General features: G+C 62.4%; 14 protein-coding genes and 2 pseudogenes. 12 read left to right on the top strand and 4 right to left on the bottom strand.

Annotated elements, in window-relative coordinates:
- The first annotated feature begins 4 nt into the window (after positions 1–4).
- The 11 genes and pseudogenes from AC1RBR_RS12475 (at position 5) to AC1RBR_RS12425 (ending at position 13,068) form a co-directional block, all read left to right on the top strand.
- Positions 5–955, top strand: a complete 951-nt coding sequence (locus AC1RBR_RS12475) for a transporter (protein WP_115989893.1) — start codon at positions 5–7, stop codon at positions 953–955.
- Between the two features lie 22 nt (positions 956–977).
- On the top strand, positions 978–1,958 hold the full coding sequence (locus AC1RBR_RS12470; RefSeq protein ID WP_095135538.1) for an AAA family ATPase: 981 nt from the start codon (positions 978–980) through the stop codon (positions 1,956–1,958).
- The gene (locus AC1RBR_RS12465; protein WP_492564660.1) at positions 1,955–2,890 is read left to right on the top strand and encodes a DUF58 domain-containing protein; all 936 of its coding nucleotides are present in this window, start codon (positions 1,955–1,957) and stop codon (positions 2,888–2,890) included. The genes AC1RBR_RS12470 and AC1RBR_RS12465 overlap by 4 nt, the downstream gene beginning before the upstream one ends.
- Positions 2,887–3,327 (top strand): annotated as a pseudogene (locus AC1RBR_RS12460) (DUF4381 domain-containing protein); the annotation flags it as partial. The gene AC1RBR_RS12465 and the pseudogene AC1RBR_RS12460, both read left to right, overlap by 4 nt.
- Positions 3,319–3,729, top strand: a pseudogene (locus tag AC1RBR_RS12455) (DUF4381 family protein); the annotation flags it as partial. The pseudogenes AC1RBR_RS12460 and AC1RBR_RS12455, both read left to right, overlap by 9 nt.
- Entirely contained in the window at positions 3,716–4,708 is a 993-nt protein-coding gene (locus AC1RBR_RS12450) for a vWA domain-containing protein (protein WP_492564659.1), read from the top strand. The pseudogene AC1RBR_RS12455 and the gene AC1RBR_RS12450, both read left to right, overlap by 14 nt.
- A 1-nt stretch (position 4,709) precedes the next feature.
- Positions 4,710–6,290: a VWA domain-containing protein gene (locus tag AC1RBR_RS12445; RefSeq protein WP_492564657.1), complete on the top strand. Its 1,581-nt coding sequence runs from the start codon at positions 4,710–4,712 to the stop codon at positions 6,288–6,290.
- On the top strand, positions 6,287–7,690 hold the full coding sequence (locus AC1RBR_RS12440) for a BatD family protein (protein ID WP_492564655.1): 1,404 nt from the start codon (positions 6,287–6,289) through the stop codon (positions 7,688–7,690). Before AC1RBR_RS12445 ends, AC1RBR_RS12440 begins: the two co-directional genes overlap by 4 nt.
- Positions 7,687–8,709, top strand: coding sequence for an HAD family hydrolase (locus AC1RBR_RS12435; RefSeq protein WP_492564654.1), 1,023 nt, complete (start codon positions 7,687–7,689; stop codon positions 8,707–8,709). Before AC1RBR_RS12440 ends, AC1RBR_RS12435 begins: the two co-directional genes overlap by 4 nt.
- 71 nt (positions 8,710–8,780) lie before the next feature.
- Entirely contained in the window at positions 8,781–10,370 is a 1,590-nt protein-coding gene (locus AC1RBR_RS12430; RefSeq protein ID WP_492564652.1) for an arylsulfatase, read from the top strand.
- A gap of 193 nt (positions 10,371–10,563) precedes the next feature.
- Positions 10,564–13,068 (top strand): spermidine synthase, encoded by a 2,505-nt coding sequence (locus tag AC1RBR_RS12425; protein ID WP_492564650.1) that lies wholly within the window; start codon positions 10,564–10,566, stop codon positions 13,066–13,068.
- Positions 13,069–13,203: 135 nt separating this feature from the next.
- Here the strand turns inward: AC1RBR_RS12425 and AC1RBR_RS12420 are convergent, their stop codons facing one another.
- Entirely contained in the window at positions 13,204–13,881 is a 678-nt protein-coding gene (locus AC1RBR_RS12420; RefSeq protein WP_115987500.1) for a DUF3313 domain-containing protein, read from the bottom strand.
- Between the two features lie 215 nt (positions 13,882–14,096).
- Here AC1RBR_RS12420 and AC1RBR_RS12415 point away from each other — a divergent pair, with 215 nt between their 5' ends.
- A complete protein-coding gene (locus tag AC1RBR_RS12415) occupies positions 14,097–16,457 on the top strand; it encodes a tetratricopeptide repeat protein (RefSeq protein WP_492564648.1) in 2,361 nt (786 codons plus the stop codon).
- 130 nt (positions 16,458–16,587) lie between these two features.
- Here the strand turns inward: AC1RBR_RS12415 and AC1RBR_RS12410 are convergent, their stop codons facing one another.
- The 3 genes from AC1RBR_RS12410 to AC1RBR_RS12400 form a co-directional block, all read right to left on the bottom strand.
- A complete protein-coding gene (locus AC1RBR_RS12410; protein WP_098963910.1) occupies positions 16,588–17,562 on the bottom strand; it encodes a hypothetical protein in 975 nt (324 codons plus the stop codon).
- A gap of 285 nt (positions 17,563–17,847) precedes the next feature.
- A complete protein-coding gene (locus tag AC1RBR_RS12405) occupies positions 17,848–18,327 on the bottom strand; it encodes a DUF934 domain-containing protein (protein ID WP_492564646.1) in 480 nt (159 codons plus the stop codon).
- Entirely contained in the window at positions 18,324–19,997 is a 1,674-nt protein-coding gene (locus AC1RBR_RS12400; RefSeq protein WP_492564645.1) for a nitrite/sulfite reductase, read from the bottom strand. The genes AC1RBR_RS12405 and AC1RBR_RS12400 overlap by 4 nt, the downstream gene beginning before the upstream one ends.
- Positions 19,998–20,053 lie beyond the last annotated feature (56 nt).

Genomic DNA, 20,053 nt, shown 5'->3' with positions numbered 1-20,053 from the left:
AGTGATGGTCAAGCCTTACGTTGTGCGTCCGCTGCTGGCGCTGTGCATGATCGGCAGTACTCAACTCTATGCAGCCGAGGGCGGCGTGGGCCGGCCAATCACCGGGCAACAGGTGTATTCCAACGCCGGGATCATCCCGCCCGAACCGGGCTGGGTCGTCTCGGTCACCAGCATCTGGTACGACGGATCGCTCAAGGGCAGTCGCGGCGCGCCGATTTCCGGTGAAGTCAGTGCCGGGATCGACATGAAAGTGTCCTACACCATGACCAACCTGACGCACATCTGGGACACCGGCAAAGGCCCATGGAACTTCGCCTCGGCAATCGGCGTTCCAGTGCAGTACACCGACATTGACGCAGCCATCACCGGCCCGCGCGGTCGCACCCTCGGCACCAGCGATTCCGGGACTCAGTTCGCCGACGCGCTGGTCACCCCGATTGCCGCCGGCTACCACTTCGACGAGCTCAACCACATCGCGTTCTCCCTGCCGATCTACGTGCCGACCGGCGCCTACAACGACAATCGCCTGGCCAACCCGGGGCAGAACAATTACACGTTCATGCCCACCGTGGCCTTCACCCATCTGGACGGCAAGGGTGGTGAATTCACCCTGTCCAGTGGCCTGGAGTTCTACACCGAAAACACCGCCACCGATTACCGCAACGGCAACATCTTCACCCTCGACGCCTTGTGGACTCACGGCTTCGGCAGTGGCTGGAGCGCAGGTCTCGCGGCCGGTTATATCCAGCAAGTCACCGACGACAAGGGGCAGACCGCCGACAGCCTCAATGGCTTCCGTGGACGCTCCGTCGGCGCCGGGCCGGTAGTCGCCTGGAGCGGCAAATTCGCCGATGCCCAAGCCAACATCAGTGCGCGCTGGGTGCCGGAATTCGACACCAAGAACCGACCCGAAGGCAACGGCATTGCCGTCAACATGACCCTGGCGTTTTTCTAGACCGGCCACAAAGGACTGTCCCATGACCGCACTCACCGACCTCAACGCCCTGCAAGCGAGCATCGCTGAAGCCGTACTCGGCCAGGATCAGGTCATTCGGCAGATCCTCCTTGGCCTGCTGGCCAACGGGCATTTGCTGCTCGAAAGCCTGCCGGGGCTGGCCAAGACGCGCACGGTCAAGGCGCTGGCCACGCACCTGGACGCGAAGATGAGCCGCATCCAGTTCACCCCCGACTTGCTGCCCTCGGACATCACCGGCGCCGAAGTGCTGCATCAGGTCGCCGGGCAAAACGAGATTCGCTTCCAGCCAGGCCCGCTGTTCGGCAATCTGATCCTCGCCGACGAGATCAACCGCGCCCCGGCCAAGGTGCAGGCGGCGCTGCTGGAAGCCATGGAAGAACGGCAGATTACCGTGGCTGGCACCAGTCACGTGCTGCCGGAACTGTTCATTGTGGTCGCCACGCAAAACCCGATCGAACAGGAAGGTACTTATCCGTTGCCGGAAGCGCAGATGGACCGGTTCCTGATGAAGGTGTTGCTGGATTACCCCAGCGCCGATAACGAGAGCCAGGTACTGCGCCTGTTGCGCGCCGAGGAGTTTGCCCAAGGCGCGAACACCGCGCCGGGCAAGGGCTTCAGCCTGTCACAGGAAGTGATCTTCGCCGCGCGCAAGGAGGTCAGCGCGGTGCATGTATCACCGGCCATCGACCGCTATCTGATCGACCTGATCAACGCCACTCGCCACCCGGCCGATTACGACGAAGACCTCGGACGCTGGATCAGCATCGGTGCCAGTCCCCGTGGCGGCATTGGCCTGGATCGTTGCGCGCGGGCCGATGCGTGGTTGCAGGGCCAGGATTTCGTCTCGCCGGACAACGTGCGCGCCGTGGTGCATCCGGTGCTGCGTCACCGCCTGCAATTGAGCTACGACGCGGTCGCGGATGGCGTGACTGCCGATCAGGTGCTTGACCGTTTGCTGGATAAAGTGGCGATTCCAGCATGAACACGGACGGCCTGGTCTACGTCTCTCTGGCGCAATTGATGGCGCTGGAGTTCAAGGCCCGTGACCTGAGCTTTCTGGCGCGCCAGCCCCAGGGCAGCATCCTCGCCGGCAACCATGCCTCGCGCCTGCGTGGACGCGGCTTGAACTTCGATGAGTTGCGCCGCTATCAACCAGGCGATGATTTGCGCCACCTCGACTGGCGCGCCTCGCTGCGCACCGGCAAACCGGTGGTACGCACTTTTACTGAAGAACGCGATCGCCCGGCGTTGATCGTGGTCGATCAGCGCATGTCGATGTTCTTCGGCTCGCGACGCAGTTTCAAATCTGCCCTCGCCGCTGAACTCGGCGCACTGGCAGCGTGGATGGTGTTCAACGCCGGTGACCGGGTTGGCGGTCTGGTGTTCAACGATCAACGCATCGACAGCATCGCACCGTTGCGCAGCCGCAAACGGGTCGAAGCCCTGCTCAGCCGCGTGGCGCAACAGAATCAGGCGCTGAACGCGGCCAATCCCGACGCCGAAGACGAGGACCAGTTGGACAAGGCCTTGCAGCGTTGCCTGGCGCTGGCCGGGCATGACCATTTGATCTGCATCGTCAGCGACTTCGCCGGGGCGGGTGAACGCACCTTGCAATTGATGCGGCAACTGCGCGCGCACAATGACGTGATCGCCCTGCAAGTCTACGATCCACTGGCCTTGAAGCTGCCGAGCGATGGCCGGCTGCTGGTCACCCAGGGTCAGTTGCAGGTGGAACTGGCTGTCGAGAAACGCAGCGTGCATCAGCCATTGGGCGATTACCTCGGTGGCCGGCTCAAGGATGTCGCCACCCTGCTGCGTCGCAGTCAGGTGCCGCTGATGATGTTCAGCACCGCCGAAGAGGCCCACGCGCAATTGCGTGCCGAGCTTGGCAAGTCTGCCGGCCCACGGCGATGAACCCGAATATCCCCGACATCAGCCAGCTCAAGGAGCTGAGCCTGCCGGCGCCGGTCAGTTATGCGCCGCAGACTTGGGGCTGGTGGCTGTTGCTGGCGTTGTTGGTTGTGCTGGCGTTGATTGTTGGCGTGCGGCGTTATGTGCAGTGGCGACGGGATCAGTATCGGCGCGAAGCGCTGGTGCGGCTGGCGCAGTTGCGTGAGCGCAGTGATGACCTTAATGCCCTGCGCGAGTTACCCGAACTGCTCAAACGCGTGGCCCTTTCGATGCCGACCCAATCCCGGAACAGGAACACACGACCTGTGGGAGCGGGCTTGCTCGCGAAGGCGCCGGCACATCCAACATTGATGGCGCCTGACACAGCGCTTTCGCGAGCAAGCCCGCTCCCACAGGGTCCTGCGGCGTTGGGGAGAGATGAGTCGCAAGGGCTGGCGCAGTTGCGTGAACGCAGCGATGACCTCAATGCCCTGCGCGAGTTGCCCGAACTGCTCAAACGCGTGGCCCTTTCGATGCCAATCCAATCCCGGAACAGGAACACACGACCAGTGGGAGCGGGCTTGCTCGCGAAGGCGTCGGCACATCCAACATTGATGGCGCCTGACACAGCGCTTTCGCGAGCAAGCCCGCTCCCACAGAGTCCCGCGGCGCTGGGGAGAGATGATTGGCAGGCGTTTTTGCAGCAACACAGCAAGAAACCTCTACCGGCCAATTTCAGCGCACAACTGGCCCAACTCGCCTACGCCCCCGACGCCACCCTGCGCGCCCTCCCCGCCGAACAGCGCCAGGCGCTGTTCGACACCTGCCAACATTGGGTGGAGCAGCACCATGTGGCAGCTTGATTACCCGTGGCTGCTGCTCCTGGTGCCGCTGCCGTGGCTGACCTTGCGTTATCTGCCGGCGTATCAGGAAGCCCGCAGCGCCGTGCGCGTGCCGTTTTTCGGCGCCATGAGCCGCGCCGTCGGGGAAGCGCCGAGCCGGGTCGGCAATCGTCAGAACCCCTGGCAACTGCTGCTCAATCTGCTGGTGTGGACGTTGATCCTGCTCGCCGCCGCGCGCCCGGTGTTCGTTGAAAAACCCATCGAACGCCAGCAACCAGTGCGCGACCTGATGCTTGCCATCGACATTTCGCAGTCGATGGAGACTGAAGATTTCAGCAATGCCGACGGCCAGAAAATCAATCGCCTCGCCGCCGTCAAACAGGTCGTGCAAGGCATCATCGACAAGCGCAAGGACGACCGCATCGGTCTGATCGTGTTCGGCAGCGGCGCCTATCCGCAGGCGCCGCTGACCCTCGATCACGCCAGCCTTGCGCTGTTGCTGGCCGACACCGGCATCGGCATGGCCGGGCCCAACACCGCCATCGGCGATGCCATCGGTTTGAGCCTGAAGCTGCTCGACCAGGCGCACGAACAGCAAAAGGTGCTGATCCTGCTCACCGACGGCAACGACACCAGCAGCGCGATCACCCCCGACCACGCAGCGGAAATGGCCGCCAACAAGGGCGTGGTCATTCACACCATCGGCATCGGCGACCCGACGGCTTCCGGCGAGGCGCAGGTCAATCTGCGCGGGCTGCAACAGATCGCCCAAACCACTGGCGGGCAGTTCTTCCGCGCCGAAGATCGTACGGCGCTGGATCAGGTCTACAGCACCCTCGACCGCCTCACGCCGCATCAGGTGAAAACCCTCAGCCATCAGCCGCAACGCGAGTTGTTCCATTGGCCGCTGGGCGCGGCGCTGGGGTTGTTGGCGCTATATCACCTCTGCGCCCTGCTGCGCCCGCGCCTGGCGCTTGCCCGCCAGCGGCAGGAGGTCTGAGATGGAGATCAATCTCAGCGACCTGCACTTTTTACGCCCGCTGTGGCTGCTGCTCGCGCTGCTTGCCGCGCTGCTGCCGCTGCTCTGGCGCCGCAGCCGCGACTTGCAGCGCCGGCTGCGCAGCAACATCGCCGAACATTTGCTGCCGCACCTGCTGGTGACTCCAAAGGATCAGCAGCGCCTGCGCCCGGTGCACTGGCTGTGCGCGGTGTTGGCCCTTGGGGCGATTGCCGCCGCTGGGCCGACCTGGGAGCAGGATCGTCCGGACTTTCTGGAAAATCGCTCTCCACTGATCGTTGCGGTGGACCTGTCACCATCGATGGACGCCAGCGACGTACCACCGACGCGCCTGGAAGCGGCCAAACACAAACTGCACGACCTGATCCAGCGTCGCGCCGGCGCCCGCACCGCGCTGATCGCCTATGCCGGCAGCGCGCATCTGGTGTTGCCGTCGACCGACGATCCGGCGTTGCTCGACACCTTCATTCAGGCGCTGGGCACAGGCCTCATCGACAAACCCGGCAAGGACGTCAGCGCCGTCATCGAGCAGGCCAAACGCCTGCTCCGTGCCGAGAAAACCCCGGGCAGCCTGCTGCTGATCACCGACGGTGCCGACACCACGCAATTCGATGGCCTCGACAAACAACTCGATGACAGCCAATTGCAGGTGCTGGTACTGGCGGTCGGCAACGCGGATGGCGGCGTGATTCAGGGCGCCAACGGCCAGCCGGCAGTCGACAGCAACGGGCGTCCGCTGCTCGGCCATTTCGATCCGGCGGCACTCAAGCAATTGGCCGCCGCCCTCGACGCGCCTCTGGGCAGCCTCACCCTCGACGACGATGATCTGGACTGGATCGAGTTGCACGCCCAACAACACTTCCAGAGTGCCAGCGCCGAACAGCAGCAATTGCACTGGAAGGATGCCGGTTACTGGCTGTGCTGGCCTCTTCTATTGTTGGCGCTGCTCGGTGTGCGCAAGGGCTGGAGCGTCAACTGGGTACCGGCGCTGCTATTGGCTGCGGGCCTGGGCTGGCCTGCCGCACCCGCCCAGGCCAGTGCACTGACCGACGCGTTCTTCACCCGCGATCAGCAAGGGCGCTGGGCTGTCGAGCATGAGCATTGGCCGCAAGCAGCGGCGCTGTTTGTCGATCCGTACTGGAAAGGCGTGGCGGCCTATCACGCGGCGGACTACGACCTCGCACTGGCGACCTTTGCCCGGCTGGACACGGCGCAAGCGTGGTTCTACCTGGGCAACATTTACGTGCGGCGCTTCAAGTTCGATCAGGCAATTGCCGCCTACACCCAGGCCTTGCAGCGGCAACCGCAGTTCCCCGAAGCCACGGCCAATCTGGCGCTGGCGCAGGCGTTGCTCAAGGACACCGACAGCGCCGAGAAAAACGCTCCCAAGACCAAACCGGACGAAGTGAAATTCGACAAGGCGCCGGGCAAGGGCCAGAGCAAAAAGGTTGAGACCGAACAGGCGACGTCCGATGCGTTGTGGTTACAGAACCTGACGACTTCGCCGGCGAAGTTTCTCAGGCAGAAATTCAGTTTGCAGGATCAGTCGGGGGCCAGACCATGAACCGGGTTGCGGCTATCGCGAGCAGGCTCACTCCTACAGAAGAGTTTCGGCGAACACAAATCCCCTGTGCTCGCGATGGCGCCCGCCTGATCACCGCAACCCTGCTAACCCTGCTCACCAGTTGCCTTTTTACAATCCAGGCCTCTGCCGCCGAACCCCAACTGAAAGTCCAGGCCCACCTGCAACCCGCCGAAGGCGCAATGGTCGACGGACTGGTCGAGCTGCAAGTCGACGTACTCACCGACACCTGGTTCACCAGCGCCGCCACCCTGCCCGAACTGAAACTCGACGGTGCTCTGGTCACGCCGCCGGACGGCCAGGCCCAACACCTGAATCAGACCATCGACGGGCAATCCTTCAGCGGCTTGCGCTACAGCTACCTGATCACCCCGAATGTCGCCCGCCGCTTCGATATTCCGCCGTTGACGGTCAGTGCGACACCGGGTCAGGCCAGCACAGCGATCAGCGCCCAAAGCCAACCATTGCACTTCAGCACCACCCAGCCACCCGGCTTCAAACCCGGAGAAACGCCGCTGGTGGCCAGCGGTGTGCGCCTGAGCCAAAGCCTGACCAACTCGGCAACCCCGTTGAAAACCGGTGACAGCATCACCCGGCAACTGCTCCTGCAAGCCGATGGCGCACTGGCGATGGCGCTCCCGGTTCCGCCATTGGCTGACGTGGCCGGCCTGAGTCGTTACCTGCAGGCCCCACAAGTCACCCGCCTGGATGACGGTCGCGGCAACGTGCTCGGTGGTCGGCGCATCGACGCCGTCACCTACCGCATCGACAAGGCTGGCGCCTACACCCTGCCGGCCATCGCAGTGAAATGGTGGGATGTCAAAACGCAGCAGAGCCGAACGGCGCAGGTGCCCGCCATATACTTTGAGGCCACAGCCAATAGCGCCTATAAACCGGTGTTTTCGATCACCGAGGATCTCCAGCAACTCGGCCGCAATAACCCGCATTTTTCCACGCGCTGGCTGCTGTGGCTGGCGCTACTCGCCGTGTGCATTGGTGTCGGTAATTGGCTGCGTCCGGCGCTGATGCGCGCCCGGCGCCAATGGCAGGCACGCAAGCACGCGCGTCGACTGGCCTGGGAGCAATCGGCGGACTTCGCCTGGCACCTGATCAACCCGCAGCTGCGGGCGCAACCGGCGCAATTGAGCGCGTTGTACCTGTGGCTGCGGCGCAGTCGGTTGGGGCTGCAACTGATGAATGCCGGCCCGCGCCTGCAAGGCCTGCTGCGCGGACTTTATGGACGTCAGCCGCAGACTGCACAAACACTCGCTCAACTGCGTGAATCGTTGACTACGCTTCACAATCAGGCCGAACAAAAGGCGCACAAACCGGCGTCGGCCCTGCGCCCGCTCAACCCCGTTCATGAAAGGGATTTCCCATGACCAATCCACCGCCGCAGCGTCAACGTTTCAGCCTTGCGCTGTTGTTTGCGCTGGCATTGCCACTGCTGGCCCAGGCCAGCGAGCCACTGCCGTCATGGAACGACGGCCCGGCCAAAAAACACATCATCGAGTTTGTGCAAGCGGTCACCGATCAGTCCGGCAAAGACTTCGTCAAACCCGCCGAGCGTATCGCCGTATTCGACAACGACGGCACCCTGTGGAGCGAGCAGCCGATGTATTTCGAGTTGCTGTTCGCCCTCGACGAAGTCAAGCGCAATGCGCCGCAGCACCCGGAATGGAAAACCACCCAGCCGTTCAAAGCCGTGCTGGAAAACGACCACAAGGCCCTGGCCGCCGCCGGCATGGACGGGATTATCAAGATCTTCGGCGCGACCCACACCGGCATGACCACCGAGGCTTTCGACGACCACGCCAAGACCTGGCTGAGTCAGGCCCGGCATCCGAAGACCGGCAAGCCCTACACCGAAATGATCTTCCAGCCGATGCTGGAAATGCTCGACTACCTACGCAGCCAGGACTTCAAGACCTACATCGTTTCCGGCGGCGACACCGGCTTCATGCGCGCCTTTGCCGAGAAGGTCTACGGCATCCCGCCGGAACAGGTGATCGGCACCACGTTCGTCACTGCGTTCCAGTTCAAGGACGGCAAAGCCTCGATCCTGCGCACCCGGAAACTGGCGCACAACGACGATGGCCCGGGCAAACCGGAAAGCATTGATGCAGTGATCGGCAAACGGCCGATCCTCGCGTTCGGCAACTCCGACGGCGACCTGCAGATGCTGCAGTGGACCGCCGCTGGCCCCGGCAAACGCTTCATGGGGCTGGTGCACCACACCGACGCCAGACGCGAGTGGGCCTACGACCGAAAATCCGATATCGGGCGACTCGACAAAGCCCTCGACGAAGCAAATTCCCGTGGCTGGACCGTGGTGGACATGGCGACCGAATGGCGCCGGATCTACCCGTTCGATCCACCGGCAACCGGGCAGGTGCAATAAGAAAAAGCGTGATGCAGGACTGCAACAAACGTAAGTCGCAACAACGACCCCCGCGATAAGGAGCAAGTCAGATGACTCGCATACGCAAGTGGCTACCGAAACTCGCCCTGGTGGCAACCTCGGTGATGGCGCTGTCGGCAACTGCCACAGCGGCTGAGAAACCCAACATTCTGGTGATCTTCGGCGACGACATCGGCCAGACCAACATCAGCGCCTACTCCATGGGCGTGGTGGGCTACAAGACCCCGAACATCGACCGGATCGCCAAAGAAGGCATGATGTTCACCGACTATTACGCCGAGAACAGCTGCACCGCCGGACGCTCTTCGTTCATCACCGGCCAGACGCCACTGCGTACCGGCCTGTCGAAAGTCGGCGCGCCGGGAGCGACTGTCGGCCTGCAAAAGCGCGATATCACCATCGCTCAGGCGCTCAAATCTCAGGGATACGCCACCGGCCAGTTCGGTAAAAACCACCTTGGGGACAAGGATGAATACCTGCCGACCAACCATGGTTTCGACGAATTTTTCGGCAACCTCTATCACCTGAACGCCGAAGAGGAACCCGAACGCCCCTACTGGCCCAAGGATGACCCGGACTTTGTCAAAGCCAACTCGCCACGGGGCGTAATCCACAGTTTCGCCGACGGCAAGATCGAGGACACCGGCGCGCTGACCACCAAGCGCATGGAAACCATCGACGACGAAACCACCGCTGCCGCACAAGCGTTCATCGAGAAACAGGCCAAGGCCGACAAGCCGTTCTTCGTCTGGATGAACACCACGCGCATGCACCTGTTCACCCACGTACGTGATTCGATGAAGGGCCAGAGCGGCATGCCCGGCAATGAATACGCCGACGGCATGCTGGAACACGACGGTGATGTCGGCAAATTGCTCAAGACCCTCGACGACCTGAAAATCACCGACAACACGATCGTGGTCTACACCACCGACAACGGCCCGAATCAGTTCTCATGGCCGGACGCAGCGACCACGCCGTTCCGTAACGAGAAAAACTCCAACTGGGAAGGCGCCTACCGCGTACCGGCGATGGTTCGCTGGCCGGGCAAGATCAAGCCGGGTGAAGTCTCCAACGAGATGTTCTCGGGTCTGGACTGGTTCCCGACCTTGCTCGCTGCTGCCGGTGATGCCGAGGTCAAAGACAAGCTGCTCAAGGGCTGGGCGCCGACTTCCGGAGGCAGCAACTTCAAAGTGCATCTGGACGGTTACAACCAGTTGCCCTATCTGACCGGCCAGCAACCCAACGGTGAGCGTAAGGAGTTCTACTACTTCAACGACGACGGCATGCTGGTTTCAATGCGCTTTGGCAACTGGAAGGCCGTCTTCGCCGAGCAGCGAGCGCCGGGTGGTTTTGCAGTCTGGAGCAACCCGTTTACCCCCTTGCGCGTGCCCAAGATCTTCAACCTGAGAATGGACCCGTACGAGCGGGCCGACGTGGTTTCCGATCAATACTACGACTGGTCGACCAAGAACGTTTATCTGGTCGCCGTTGCGACAACCAAGGCAGCGCGCTTCCTGCAGACCTTCATCGAGTACCCGCCGAGCCAGAAACCGGCGAGTTTCAGCATCGACCAGATCCGTGCTGCGGTGGATGCGAAGATTGAAGAAAAAATGAAAGCGGCTCCGGCTGCGCAGTAAGACCGTTGAACTGTCGCCCGCCCGCATTGGCGGGCGGCCCTGTTTCCAACTTGGGACTGTGTCGGCCCCTTCGCGAGCAAGCTCGCTCCCACAGGGGACTTGTGGTGGACACAAGTCCAGTGTGGGAGCGGGCTTGCTCGCGAAAAGGCCAGCACCATCACCGCAATTTCTGAATTGAAATAAGGCAATCCGCATGCCCTCACGTATCGCCAGCAAGCCGTCGGCCATACCCACCACCCAAGCCGCCACCCCGGCGCTGCTGATCCCCGCCCTGCTGCTGTGCATCTCCGGCGCCGCCGCGCTGGTGTATCAGGTGCTGTGGATCAAACAGTTGTCGCTGGTGGTCGGCGTCGAGGTCTATGCCATCACCACCGGCATCAGCGCGTTTTTTGCCGGGCTGGCCATTGGCGGCTGGCTGTTCGGGCGCTGGGCTGATCGCTTGCAGCAACCGGTGTTGCTCTATGCCGGGCTGGAAGTGCTGGTGGCGATACTCGGGGTTGGCGCCACGGTTGCGATGAGCCTGGCGGCGAGCCCGTTTGCCTGGTTGCAAGGTCATGTCGGCCTTCTCGCCTGGTGCTTGCCGTTCACGCTGGTGGGGATTCCGGCGGTGTTGATGGGCGGCACGCTCCCGGTATTGGTGCGCTCGCTGGCCGCGGATCCGGGCAGGGCCGGCGGTCAGCTGTATGCGGCCAACACCCTCGGCGCGATTGTCGGCACCCTGCTCGCCGCGTTCGTGCTGATCGCCACCCTCGGCGTGCGCGGCAGTTCGCTGTTTGCCGCAATGCTCAATCTGCTGGCCGCAGCCGCTGCGCTGTGGTTGCAACGTCAGCAGCCGACGCCGGTGGCGGCTGCGGTCAAACATCACACCGAGAAAGCCGCGGACCGCACGGCGCTGTGGCTGTACGCCATCGCCGGCGGCGTGGCGCTGGGGTATGAAGTGGTCTGGTCGCAGTCGATCGTGCAGTTCATGAGCACCCGCACCTACGCGTTCGCCGTGGTGCTCGCGACGTACCTGACCGGGCTGTTCATCGGCAGCGCCCTGCTCGCCCGCCGTGTCGAGCGCATTCGCGATCCATGGGGCGTGTTCGGTCTGTTGATTGCCGGTGCCGGGCTGATCGCCTTGCTGGAAATTGCCCTGCTCGGGCGCTGGCTGGTATTGGCACAAAGTCAGGCCGAGAGCTGGCTGCTGGCGATGGGCGCCAGCGAGCTGGCTGGCATGAGCGCACGGTTTGCGGTGGCAGCGTTGAGCATCGTGTTCGTGCCGACATTGCTGCTCGGCGCGGCGTTTCCGCTGGCCCTGCGCTTGAGTGTGGGGCGTGAACGCGTCGGTCGCGATGTCGGGGCCATGGTCGCGTTCAACACGCTGGGCGGGATTGTCGGGGTGATGCTCTGCGGTTTTCTGCTGATTCCGCTGCTGGGGCTGGTGCGCACGCTGGGCTTGCTGGCGATCATCGCTGCGGGCATCGGCTATGTGGCCGTGCGCAAGGGCCACCACGTCAGGAAAGGCCGGCGTCAGGCCGTGGTCGCGTTGGGGCTGGTATCGGTGGCACTGGCCGCGCTGACGCCGGTGGACAAACTCGCCAGCCTGTTGCCCGGTGCGCGCAACGGCACGCTGGCGTTCTATGAAGAAGGCCGTGGCGGTACCGTCGCGGTGGTCGCTCAGGGCCGTGGTGAGAACAGCTTCCACCGCCTGTACATTCAGGGCGTGTCCAACACCGGCGACGCCATGCCGTCGCTGCGCTACATGCGCATCCAGGCGCTGCTGCCGTTGCTGATCCACAACGGCGAACCACGTTCGACACTGGTGATCGGCTTCGGCACCGGGATCACCGCCGGTGCGATGCTGCGCTATCCGGGGCTGGAACATCGGGTGGTCGCCGAGCTGCTGCCATCGGTGGTCAAGGCCGCGCCTCTGTTCAAAGGCAACTTCAACGCCGCCAGCGATCCCGGGGTCGATGTGCGCCTGCGCGATGGCCGTCAGGAACTGCTGCGCAGCCCGCAAACCTACGATCTGATCACCCTCGAACCGCCACCACCGTCGGCGGCCGGCGTGGTCAATCTGTACTCCCGCGACTTTTATCAACTGGCAGCCAGTCGTCTTGAACAACAAGGCATCGTCGCGCAATGGCTGCCGTTGCCGACCCAAAACATTGATGACTCTCGCTCACTGGTACGCAGCTTCCTCGACGTGTTCCCGTATGCCTCGCTGTGGACCAGTGAGTTCCACGAGATGCTGCTGGTCGGTTCGCTGCAGCCGATGCAACTGGACGCGGCGAAAATCACCGAGCGCTTCCAGCAGGCCAGCGTACGCAGCACCTTGCAGGATGTCGGGATTGGCTCGGCACCAGCGTTGCTCGCGACCTGGGTCACCGACCGCGCAGGCCTTGAGCGCTTTGCAGCGAATGCGCCGGCGGTGACCGACGATCAGCCCCGGATCGAATACGCGCCGTGGGTGCGCAGCAAGGAAATCACCCGGGTGCTGCCGGCGCTATTGGATCTGTATGTGCCGCCGCCGCTGGTGAATGCCGATGCCGGGTTCACTGAGCGAATGGACACGCACCGCCAACGTCTGATGCAGTTCTACCGCGCCAGCCTGCATGCGTATGACGGGGTTCGGGATGCCTGGGGGCGGGATATGCGTGAAGTGATGCGTTGGGATGGCGGCAACCCGTACTTCCGTTGGTTTACCGGGCAGTAATGGGTTGCCTGAAAGACCGCTTTCGCGAGCAAGCCCGCTCCCACAGGGGATCTACAGTGGACACAGGCTATGTGTCCGGCGCAGATCTCAATGTGGGAGCGGGCTTGCTCGCGAATGGGCCCACGCCTCGCTGGATTATTTGGAGCTGGCCTTGAGCTTCAGATACATCTGATGCATGTCATTGGCCCAGCCATCAATCACCGGTTTGACGTCGGTTGCCTTCATCGCCTGGGTGTCATTTTCCAGTGGTTTGCCGGTGCCTTTGCGCACCACTTGCGCCACCACCTTGTTGCTCGCACCGTCGAGGAACACCGCTTCGGTGGCCAGAGTGGTTTCCTGATCACGGATACCGCTGGCAGTGCTGACCGCTGCCGCGACCAGCGCAACCGGAATCACTTCATACACCTGCAGGCCTTCGGTCTTGCTGCTCACGGCGGTAATCGCCGCGCGCACCACAATCACTCCTGGGCCGGGGCCGTTGGCCAATGGCAGATCCTTGCTGATTTCACGCTTGAGCGCCTGGTCGTAATAGGAAGTGATGCCGTTGAGGGTCTGCTGCGAAATCTTCGCGGTCGGTTGCGGCTTTGGATAGAGCTGGGTCGGCTCGATATACACGCTGGTGAACTTGCTGATGTCGACCTTTGGATCGATCCAGCGCATCACCTCGGCACCGGAGGGCGATTTGGTCTCCTTGAGTTGGCTGTAGTCCTTGAGAAAGCCGGAATACTCATCGGGAGCAACGGTTTTGCTGGAGCAACCCACCACGCCAAGGGTGGCGATGCAGAGGGTGCCCATCATTACGGCTAGCTTCATGCTGTAACTCCTGTCAGAAGGCCTGAATGTATTGCGTATGGGGGAGTTACAGGTATAGCTAAAACCCCGCCGATTGCGCTGCAAAACCGGAAAATTCACACAACTTCGGGGGCTGCTTCACAACCGGCGTTTGACAGACGCCGGGCATCCGGCAAAGCTGCATCAAGCTTGAATGCACGCCAGCAGGCCAATGCACCTGGACCATGGAAGTCGTAATGCCCAAGCATAAAAATAAAGTCGTACCGCCTGATCCTGATTCGTCCCGACCGTCCCTTTCACGTTACCTGTTCCCCCTCACCATCGGTGTGCTGCTGGCCGCAGTGGCGGGGATTGGCTGGTTTCTGTTCAGCCCCGCGCCCGCGCCGCACACCGCGCCGCCGATCAGCGCGGCGACGCCTGTCGCCGCCAAACCGCAACCGGTGGCACAAAAGCCCGCAACCATGGTCGATGAACAACAATGCCAAGGCTGCCACACCGAGCAGGTCAAGGACTGGCAAGGCTCGCATCACCAATTGGCGATGCAGGCAGCGAATGGTGAAACCATGCTCGGCGACTTCAACAACGTCACCTTCAAGGCTGAAAACGAGACTACCCGCTTCTCGCGCAAGGGCGACGAGTTCTGGGTCAATACGCCGGGTATCGATGGCAAGAACACTGACTTCAAAGTCGCCTACACCTTCGGCATTGCCCCGTTGCAGCAGTACCTGATCGAGGTCGGCGAAGGCCGATTGCAGGCGCTTGGCGTGGCCTGGGATACCGAGAAACACCGCTGGTTTCACCTCTACCCCGGCCAGGGCGTGAACTTCAAGAATCCGCTGCACTGGAGCAAGCCGAGCCAGAACGCCAACTTCATGTGCGTCGAGTGCCACACCACCGGTTTCAAGCGTAATTTCGATGCGGCCAGCAACAGGTTCAACAGCCAATGGAACAGCCTCGGTGTCGGCTGTCAGGCCTGCCACGGCCCGGCATCGAATCACCTGCAATGGGCGCAGACAAAAGACGACCTGATCCACAAGGGTTTTGCCGTCGACCTCAAGGACAACAACGCCAGCGTCGAGATCGAAACCTGTGCCCGCTGCCACGCCCGCCGTGCGCCGCTGGGCGATGGCTACACCGTCGGCAAGCGCTTGATGGACGACTACCTGCCGAGCACTCTCACCCGCGAACTGTATGCGCTGGACGGCAAGATCAAGGATGAAGTGTTCGAACACGGCTCGTTCCTGCAGAGCAAGATGTTCGACAAGGGTGTGCGCTGCAGCAACTGCCACAATCCGCACAGCACTGAACTCAAGGCACCGGGCAACGCGGTGTGTCTGCAATGCCACAACACGGCTGGCAAGACTTCGGTCGCGGGCGTCGACGGCAAGGGTCTGCAAGCGAAGAACTACGATTCCATCGAACACACCCGCCACACCCTGGGCCAGCCCGGCTCGCAGTGCGTGGATTGCCACATGCCCGGCAAGTTCTACATGGGCAACGACTGGCGCCATGACCACAGCTTCAGCATCCCCAACCCGGAACGCGCGCAAAAACTCGGTACGCTCGATGCGTGTCTGAGCTGCCATCAGGGCAAGGCCGGCGACAAGGTCACCGCGCAGTTCAAGTTGTGGAATGCCTCCGCATCGACACCGCAGGCACCGCGCTATGACGAGAGCCTGTGGCTGATCCGCAACGGCCAGCCGGGCGCGGCGGACGCTTTGCATGAACAATTGCAGCGCAGCGATCTGCCGGCCATTCAGCGTGCGACGTTACTCGCCGAACTGCCGCTGTATCCAAGCGATCAATCGCTGAAACTGGCGACCCGGGATCTGCAGAATCCGGCGCCGCAGGTTCGTGAAAGCGCAGTGCGGGCGATCAGTGCCTTCCTGCCACCCACCGAGCGCGCGTCGTTGCTGACGCCACTGCTCGGCGATCCGGTGAAAGCCGTGCGCATCGTCGCGGCGCGGGACCTGCTCAGCGTCGCGCGCAACAACGGCCTCGGTGCCGCACAGGCCAATTGGGACGCGGCGATTGCCGAGTATGAGGCGGTGCAGAACAGTCTCGCAGAACGGGCCGAGGCCAACCTGAATCTGGCGATGCTGTATCAAGCCAGTGGCCGAGCTGCCGAGGTCGAAGGATTGCTGCGTACGGCACTCAAACGCGATCCGGACTTCTACCCGGCGCTGGTGACGCTGGTGCAATGGCTGGAGGCCAATGGTCGGGGTCAGGAAGCGCAAACCCTGCTGGACAGCAGTCTCAAGGCACACCCGGAGGCTGCGTTGTTGCAGCACACCCGTGGCCTGTCATTGATCCGCGCCGGCAAGACGGCACAAGCGATGACCGCCCTGCACCAAGCCGCGCAACTGGAGCCGCAGAACGCACAGTACGGATATGTGCTGGCGGTGGCGTTGCACGACAGTGGCAAGGTGACTGAGGCATGTGACGAACTGGAGCGTTTGCTCAAGGTGCAACCGGCGAACCGCAATGCGCGGCTGTCGTTGATCCAGTACTACCTGGAGAACGGCCAGGAGCCGAAAGCGCAGGTGTTGTTGCAGGGCTGGAAGAAGATGAACATGGGGGATCCGGCGCTGAAATAACCGCTGATCCCTTGTGGGAGCGGGCTTGCTCGCGAATGCATTCTCTCAGCCAACATCAGGGTTACTGATGTACCGCATTCGCGAGCAAGCCCGCTCCCACAGGGTCAGTGTTGATCTCAAGCGCCGGGCGTTACCAGGAAGACGTCGCGCCGCTCTTCAACGCCATCTCCCGCCGACTGTTGGCGCGCATCGCCTTGATCAGCGACACCGAGCCCACCAGCAGGATCGCCGCGCCAAACAGGAAGTCGATGTTGTACAACTGGAAGTCCTGCACCGGCCCCACCAGCAGCACCCGTACCACGGCAATCGTCACCAGCGTGGCGAGGAAGTCGATCCCCGGCTCGTCGCGATAGAACACGTGCAGCAGCGGCAGGCACAGCACCAGCAGGAACAACAGCACCACGACTTTGAACGAGCCTTTGCGCTCGACACTAAACGCGCATTCGTGGGGGCCGTAGGCCTTGTAATCCTCGTCGCGGATCATGGAGTTTTTCTCGTTGATGTACTCGACGCGGTTGTATTTCTGAATCGGCGTGAAAGTGTTGGACATCTCCATCAGCGTGGTGATGTTCTTGAAGCGCAGGTCGATGCGCTCGCTGCCCTTGAGGTAATACAGCACCGGTTTGTAGCCGTAGCGATAGGTGTCGAAGGGGAATTCGGTGACTTGGCCCTGGACGCCGATCGGCCGCGGCTCAAGCTCGGCGTAGGCGCTTTTGGTCGGTGAGGCGAGGTTGCGGCTCAGCGGCTGAACCTTGACCTGTTCGAGGAAGATCGGCGTCACGCCGTACGACCACTGCAACGGTTCCAGGCGCAGACGCAGTTCGTTGCGGCCCAGGTCGTAACGGTTGAAGGTGCGTTCGGAGACCACCAGCGAGCCACTGAGCATGAACTCGCCGCGCAGGTTGTTGGTGACGCGCAAGGTCAGTTGATCCTTGCCCAACAGCGCCGCTTCGGTGGACGGCGGCGCGCCGCACCACGCGGTGCTTTCACCGGCGCCGCCCAACTGGCCGTCGCGGTTTTCCTTGAACACATAGAAGTAACTGGCCCACAGCGTCAGCATCAACAGCAACGCCGTGAGGCCCAAAATCTTTTTGCCCGCACTCACTACCCAGACTCCCTTCTTCGTTCCGTCGTCCAGCCGAAAACCCGCTGGCGACGGCGACTCTACCAAAAGGCCAGCATCGACCCAAGGAAAAATCCGGGAATGGTGCGGGATGTAAGGGTTTCCCCTGTACGAGCAACGCCAGACACCTGTGGCGAGGGAGCTTGCTCCCGCTGGGTGGCGAAGCCGCCCCAAACCAGACAACGCGATTTATCTGACCGATTGCATCATGCCTGTTTGGGAGTGCTGCGCACTCCAGCGGGAGCAAGCTCCCTCGCCACAGAGTCTTCAGCGTCTACGGAATAGCGGCCGTGGTTCGATCACCGAACGGCCGTACAGCACGCTCATGCCGGCCAAGCCCTTGAGTGCATCCTCGGCCGATTTGTCCTCGCGCACCGCGGAGCTGTCGAACCCGCACTGGCGCATATGGCTGAGTTGATCACGCAGCACATCACCGATCGCGCGCAACTCGCCAGCCCAGCCAAACCGGCTGCGCAGCAGATACGCCTGACTGTAGGCGCGACCGTCGCGAAAGCTCGGGAAGTCCAGGGCAATCAGCGGCAGCGAGGCCAGCCACGGCACTACGCTTTCGACCTCATCGTCCGGCCCCAGCCACACCGCGTGAGTCGAAGGCGATTGCAGCCAGTGCGCCAGCGGCAGGATCAGCAATCCTTGTGGCCTGCCCTGCTCCGGCTCGCGGATCAGTGTCCACGGATCGTCTTCGATCAGCCGCGCAACACCTTGCTCCAGGCGCAGCAGATTGTTCATGCCGACACCTCCAGCGCTTTCGGGTAGACCCGCTCCTTGAACGGCTCGAGGCCAATGCGCGCCACGGTGTCGACAAACAACTCCTCGCTTTCGCGGTAACGCACAAACGTATTGATGATCCGTTCGATCACCTGTGGCACTTCGGTCGCGCTGAACGACGGGCCGATGACCTTGCCCAGTGCACTGTGCTTGCCCTGCGCGCCGCCGAGGGTGATTTGGTACCACTCGCTGCCGTTTTTATCGACGCCGAGAATGCCGATATTGCCGATGTGGTGGTGGCCGCAGGCGTTCATGCAGCCGGAGATGTTCAGACTGATGTCACCCAGGTCGTGCAGGTAGTCGAGGTTGTCGAAACGCGCCTGAATCGCCTGGGCAATCGGGATCGACTTGGCGTTGGCCAGCGCACAGAAATCGCCGCCCGGGCAGGCGATGATGTCGGTCAGCAGGCCGACGTTGGCGCTGCCCAGATTGCGCTCGCAGGCCAGTCGCCAGAGTTCATACAGGTCAGACTTCTGCACATCGGGCAGGACGATATTCTGTTCGTGGGCAATGCGAATCTCGCCGAAACCGAAGCGCTCCGACCAGTCGGCCACCGCCAGCATCTGCTGACCGGTGACATCCCCCGGCGGTGCGCTCAGCCCCGGTTTGGTCGACAGCACTACGCTGGTGTAACCCGGCTTCTTGTGCGGCTGCACGTTGCGCGCAACCCAGCGGGCGAACGCCGGACTTTCGGCCAGGCGCGTGCCGAAGTCCAGATCGGTATCGGCCAGGGTGTGATAGATCGGCGGTACGAAGGCACTGGCGACCCGCTCATATTCAGCCTCGGTCAGCTGCGCCGGGCCGTCCTTGAGGTGTTGCCATTCTTCCTCGACCTCTTTGGCGAACGCCTCGATGCCCAGCGCCTTGACCAGAATCTTGATCCGCGCCTTGTACTTGTTGTCACGCCGGCCATGGCGGTTGTAGACCCGCAGGATCGCTTCGACGTAGGACAGCAGATGCTGCCACGGCAAACCTTCGCGGATCTGCAGACCAAGGATCGGCGTGCGCCCCAACCCGCCGCCGACGATCACCCGCAACAGCATCTGCCCGTCGCGCCCCGGATAAAGATACAGGCCGATGTCATGCATCATGATCGCCGCACGATCCTGCTTCGCCGAGCAGATGGCGATCTTGAACTTGCGTGGAAGGAAAAGGAATTCCGGGTTGATCGTCGACCATTGCCGGAGAATTTCTGCCAGCGGGCGCGGATCGATCATCTCGTCCGCCGCGACCCCGGCAAACGCTTCAGTGGTGATGTTGCGCACGCAGTTGCCGGAAGTCTGGATCGCATGCATGTTGACCTGCGCCAGGCGCTCAAGGATGTCCGGCACCTGCGCCAGTTCGATCCAGTTGAATTGCAGGTTCTGCCGCGTGGTGAAGTGGCCGTAGCCGCGATCGTAGTCGGCGGCGATGCTCGCCAGCGTACGCATCTGCTCGGCACTCAGTGTCCCGTAAGGAATCGCCACCCGCAGCATGTAGGCGTGCTTTTGCAGGTAGAGACCGTTTTGCAGACGCAGCGGCAGGAACTCCTCCTCGCTCAATTCGCCGGCCATGAAGCGCTCGACCTGATCGCGAAATTGCGCAACGCGCTCGAACACCAGTGCGCGGTCGTAATCGTCGTATTGATACATGCAGCGGCTACCTCATCAGAATTGTGCGCAATTCCTGTAGGAGTGAGCCTGCTCGC

Source organism: Pseudomonas sp. GW823-FHT01D03 (genome assembly GCF_058798255.1).
The sequence above is the reverse complement of the archived record's forward strand: the minus strand, read 5'-3'. Positions and strand labels throughout refer to the sequence as shown.

Coding starts and splice junctions, on each gene's coding strand:
- AC1RBR_RS12400 (WP_492564645.1), bottom strand. CDS start 19,997: ATGTATCAATACGACGATTACGACCGCGCACTGGTGTTCGAGCGCGTT.
- AC1RBR_RS12440 (WP_492564655.1), top strand. CDS start 6,287: ATGAACCGGGTTGCGGCTATCGCGAGCAGGCTCACTCCTACAGAAGAG.
- AC1RBR_RS12420 (WP_115987500.1), bottom strand. CDS start 13,881: ATGAAGCTAGCCGTAATGATGGGCACCCTCTGCATCGCCACCCTTGGC.
- AC1RBR_RS12425 (WP_492564650.1), top strand. CDS start 10,564: ATGCCCTCACGTATCGCCAGCAAGCCGTCGGCCATACCCACCACCCAA.
- AC1RBR_RS12430 (WP_492564652.1), top strand. CDS start 8,781: ATGACTCGCATACGCAAGTGGCTACCGAAACTCGCCCTGGTGGCAACC.
- AC1RBR_RS12435 (WP_492564654.1), top strand. CDS start 7,687: ATGACCAATCCACCGCCGCAGCGTCAACGTTTCAGCCTTGCGCTGTTG.
- AC1RBR_RS12470 (WP_095135538.1), top strand. CDS start 978: ATGACCGCACTCACCGACCTCAACGCCCTGCAAGCGAGCATCGCTGAA.
- AC1RBR_RS12445 (WP_492564657.1), top strand. CDS start 4,710: ATGGAGATCAATCTCAGCGACCTGCACTTTTTACGCCCGCTGTGGCTG.
- AC1RBR_RS12405 (WP_492564646.1), bottom strand. CDS start 18,327: ATGAACAATCTGCTGCGCCTGGAGCAAGGTGTTGCGCGGCTGATCGAA.
- AC1RBR_RS12415 (WP_492564648.1), top strand. CDS start 14,097: ATGCCCAAGCATAAAAATAAAGTCGTACCGCCTGATCCTGATTCGTCC.
- AC1RBR_RS12450 (WP_492564659.1), top strand. CDS start 3,716: ATGTGGCAGCTTGATTACCCGTGGCTGCTGCTCCTGGTGCCGCTGCCG.
- AC1RBR_RS12465 (WP_492564660.1), top strand. CDS start 1,955: ATGAACACGGACGGCCTGGTCTACGTCTCTCTGGCGCAATTGATGGCG.
- AC1RBR_RS12475 (WP_115989893.1), top strand. CDS start 5: ATGGTCAAGCCTTACGTTGTGCGTCCGCTGCTGGCGCTGTGCATGATC.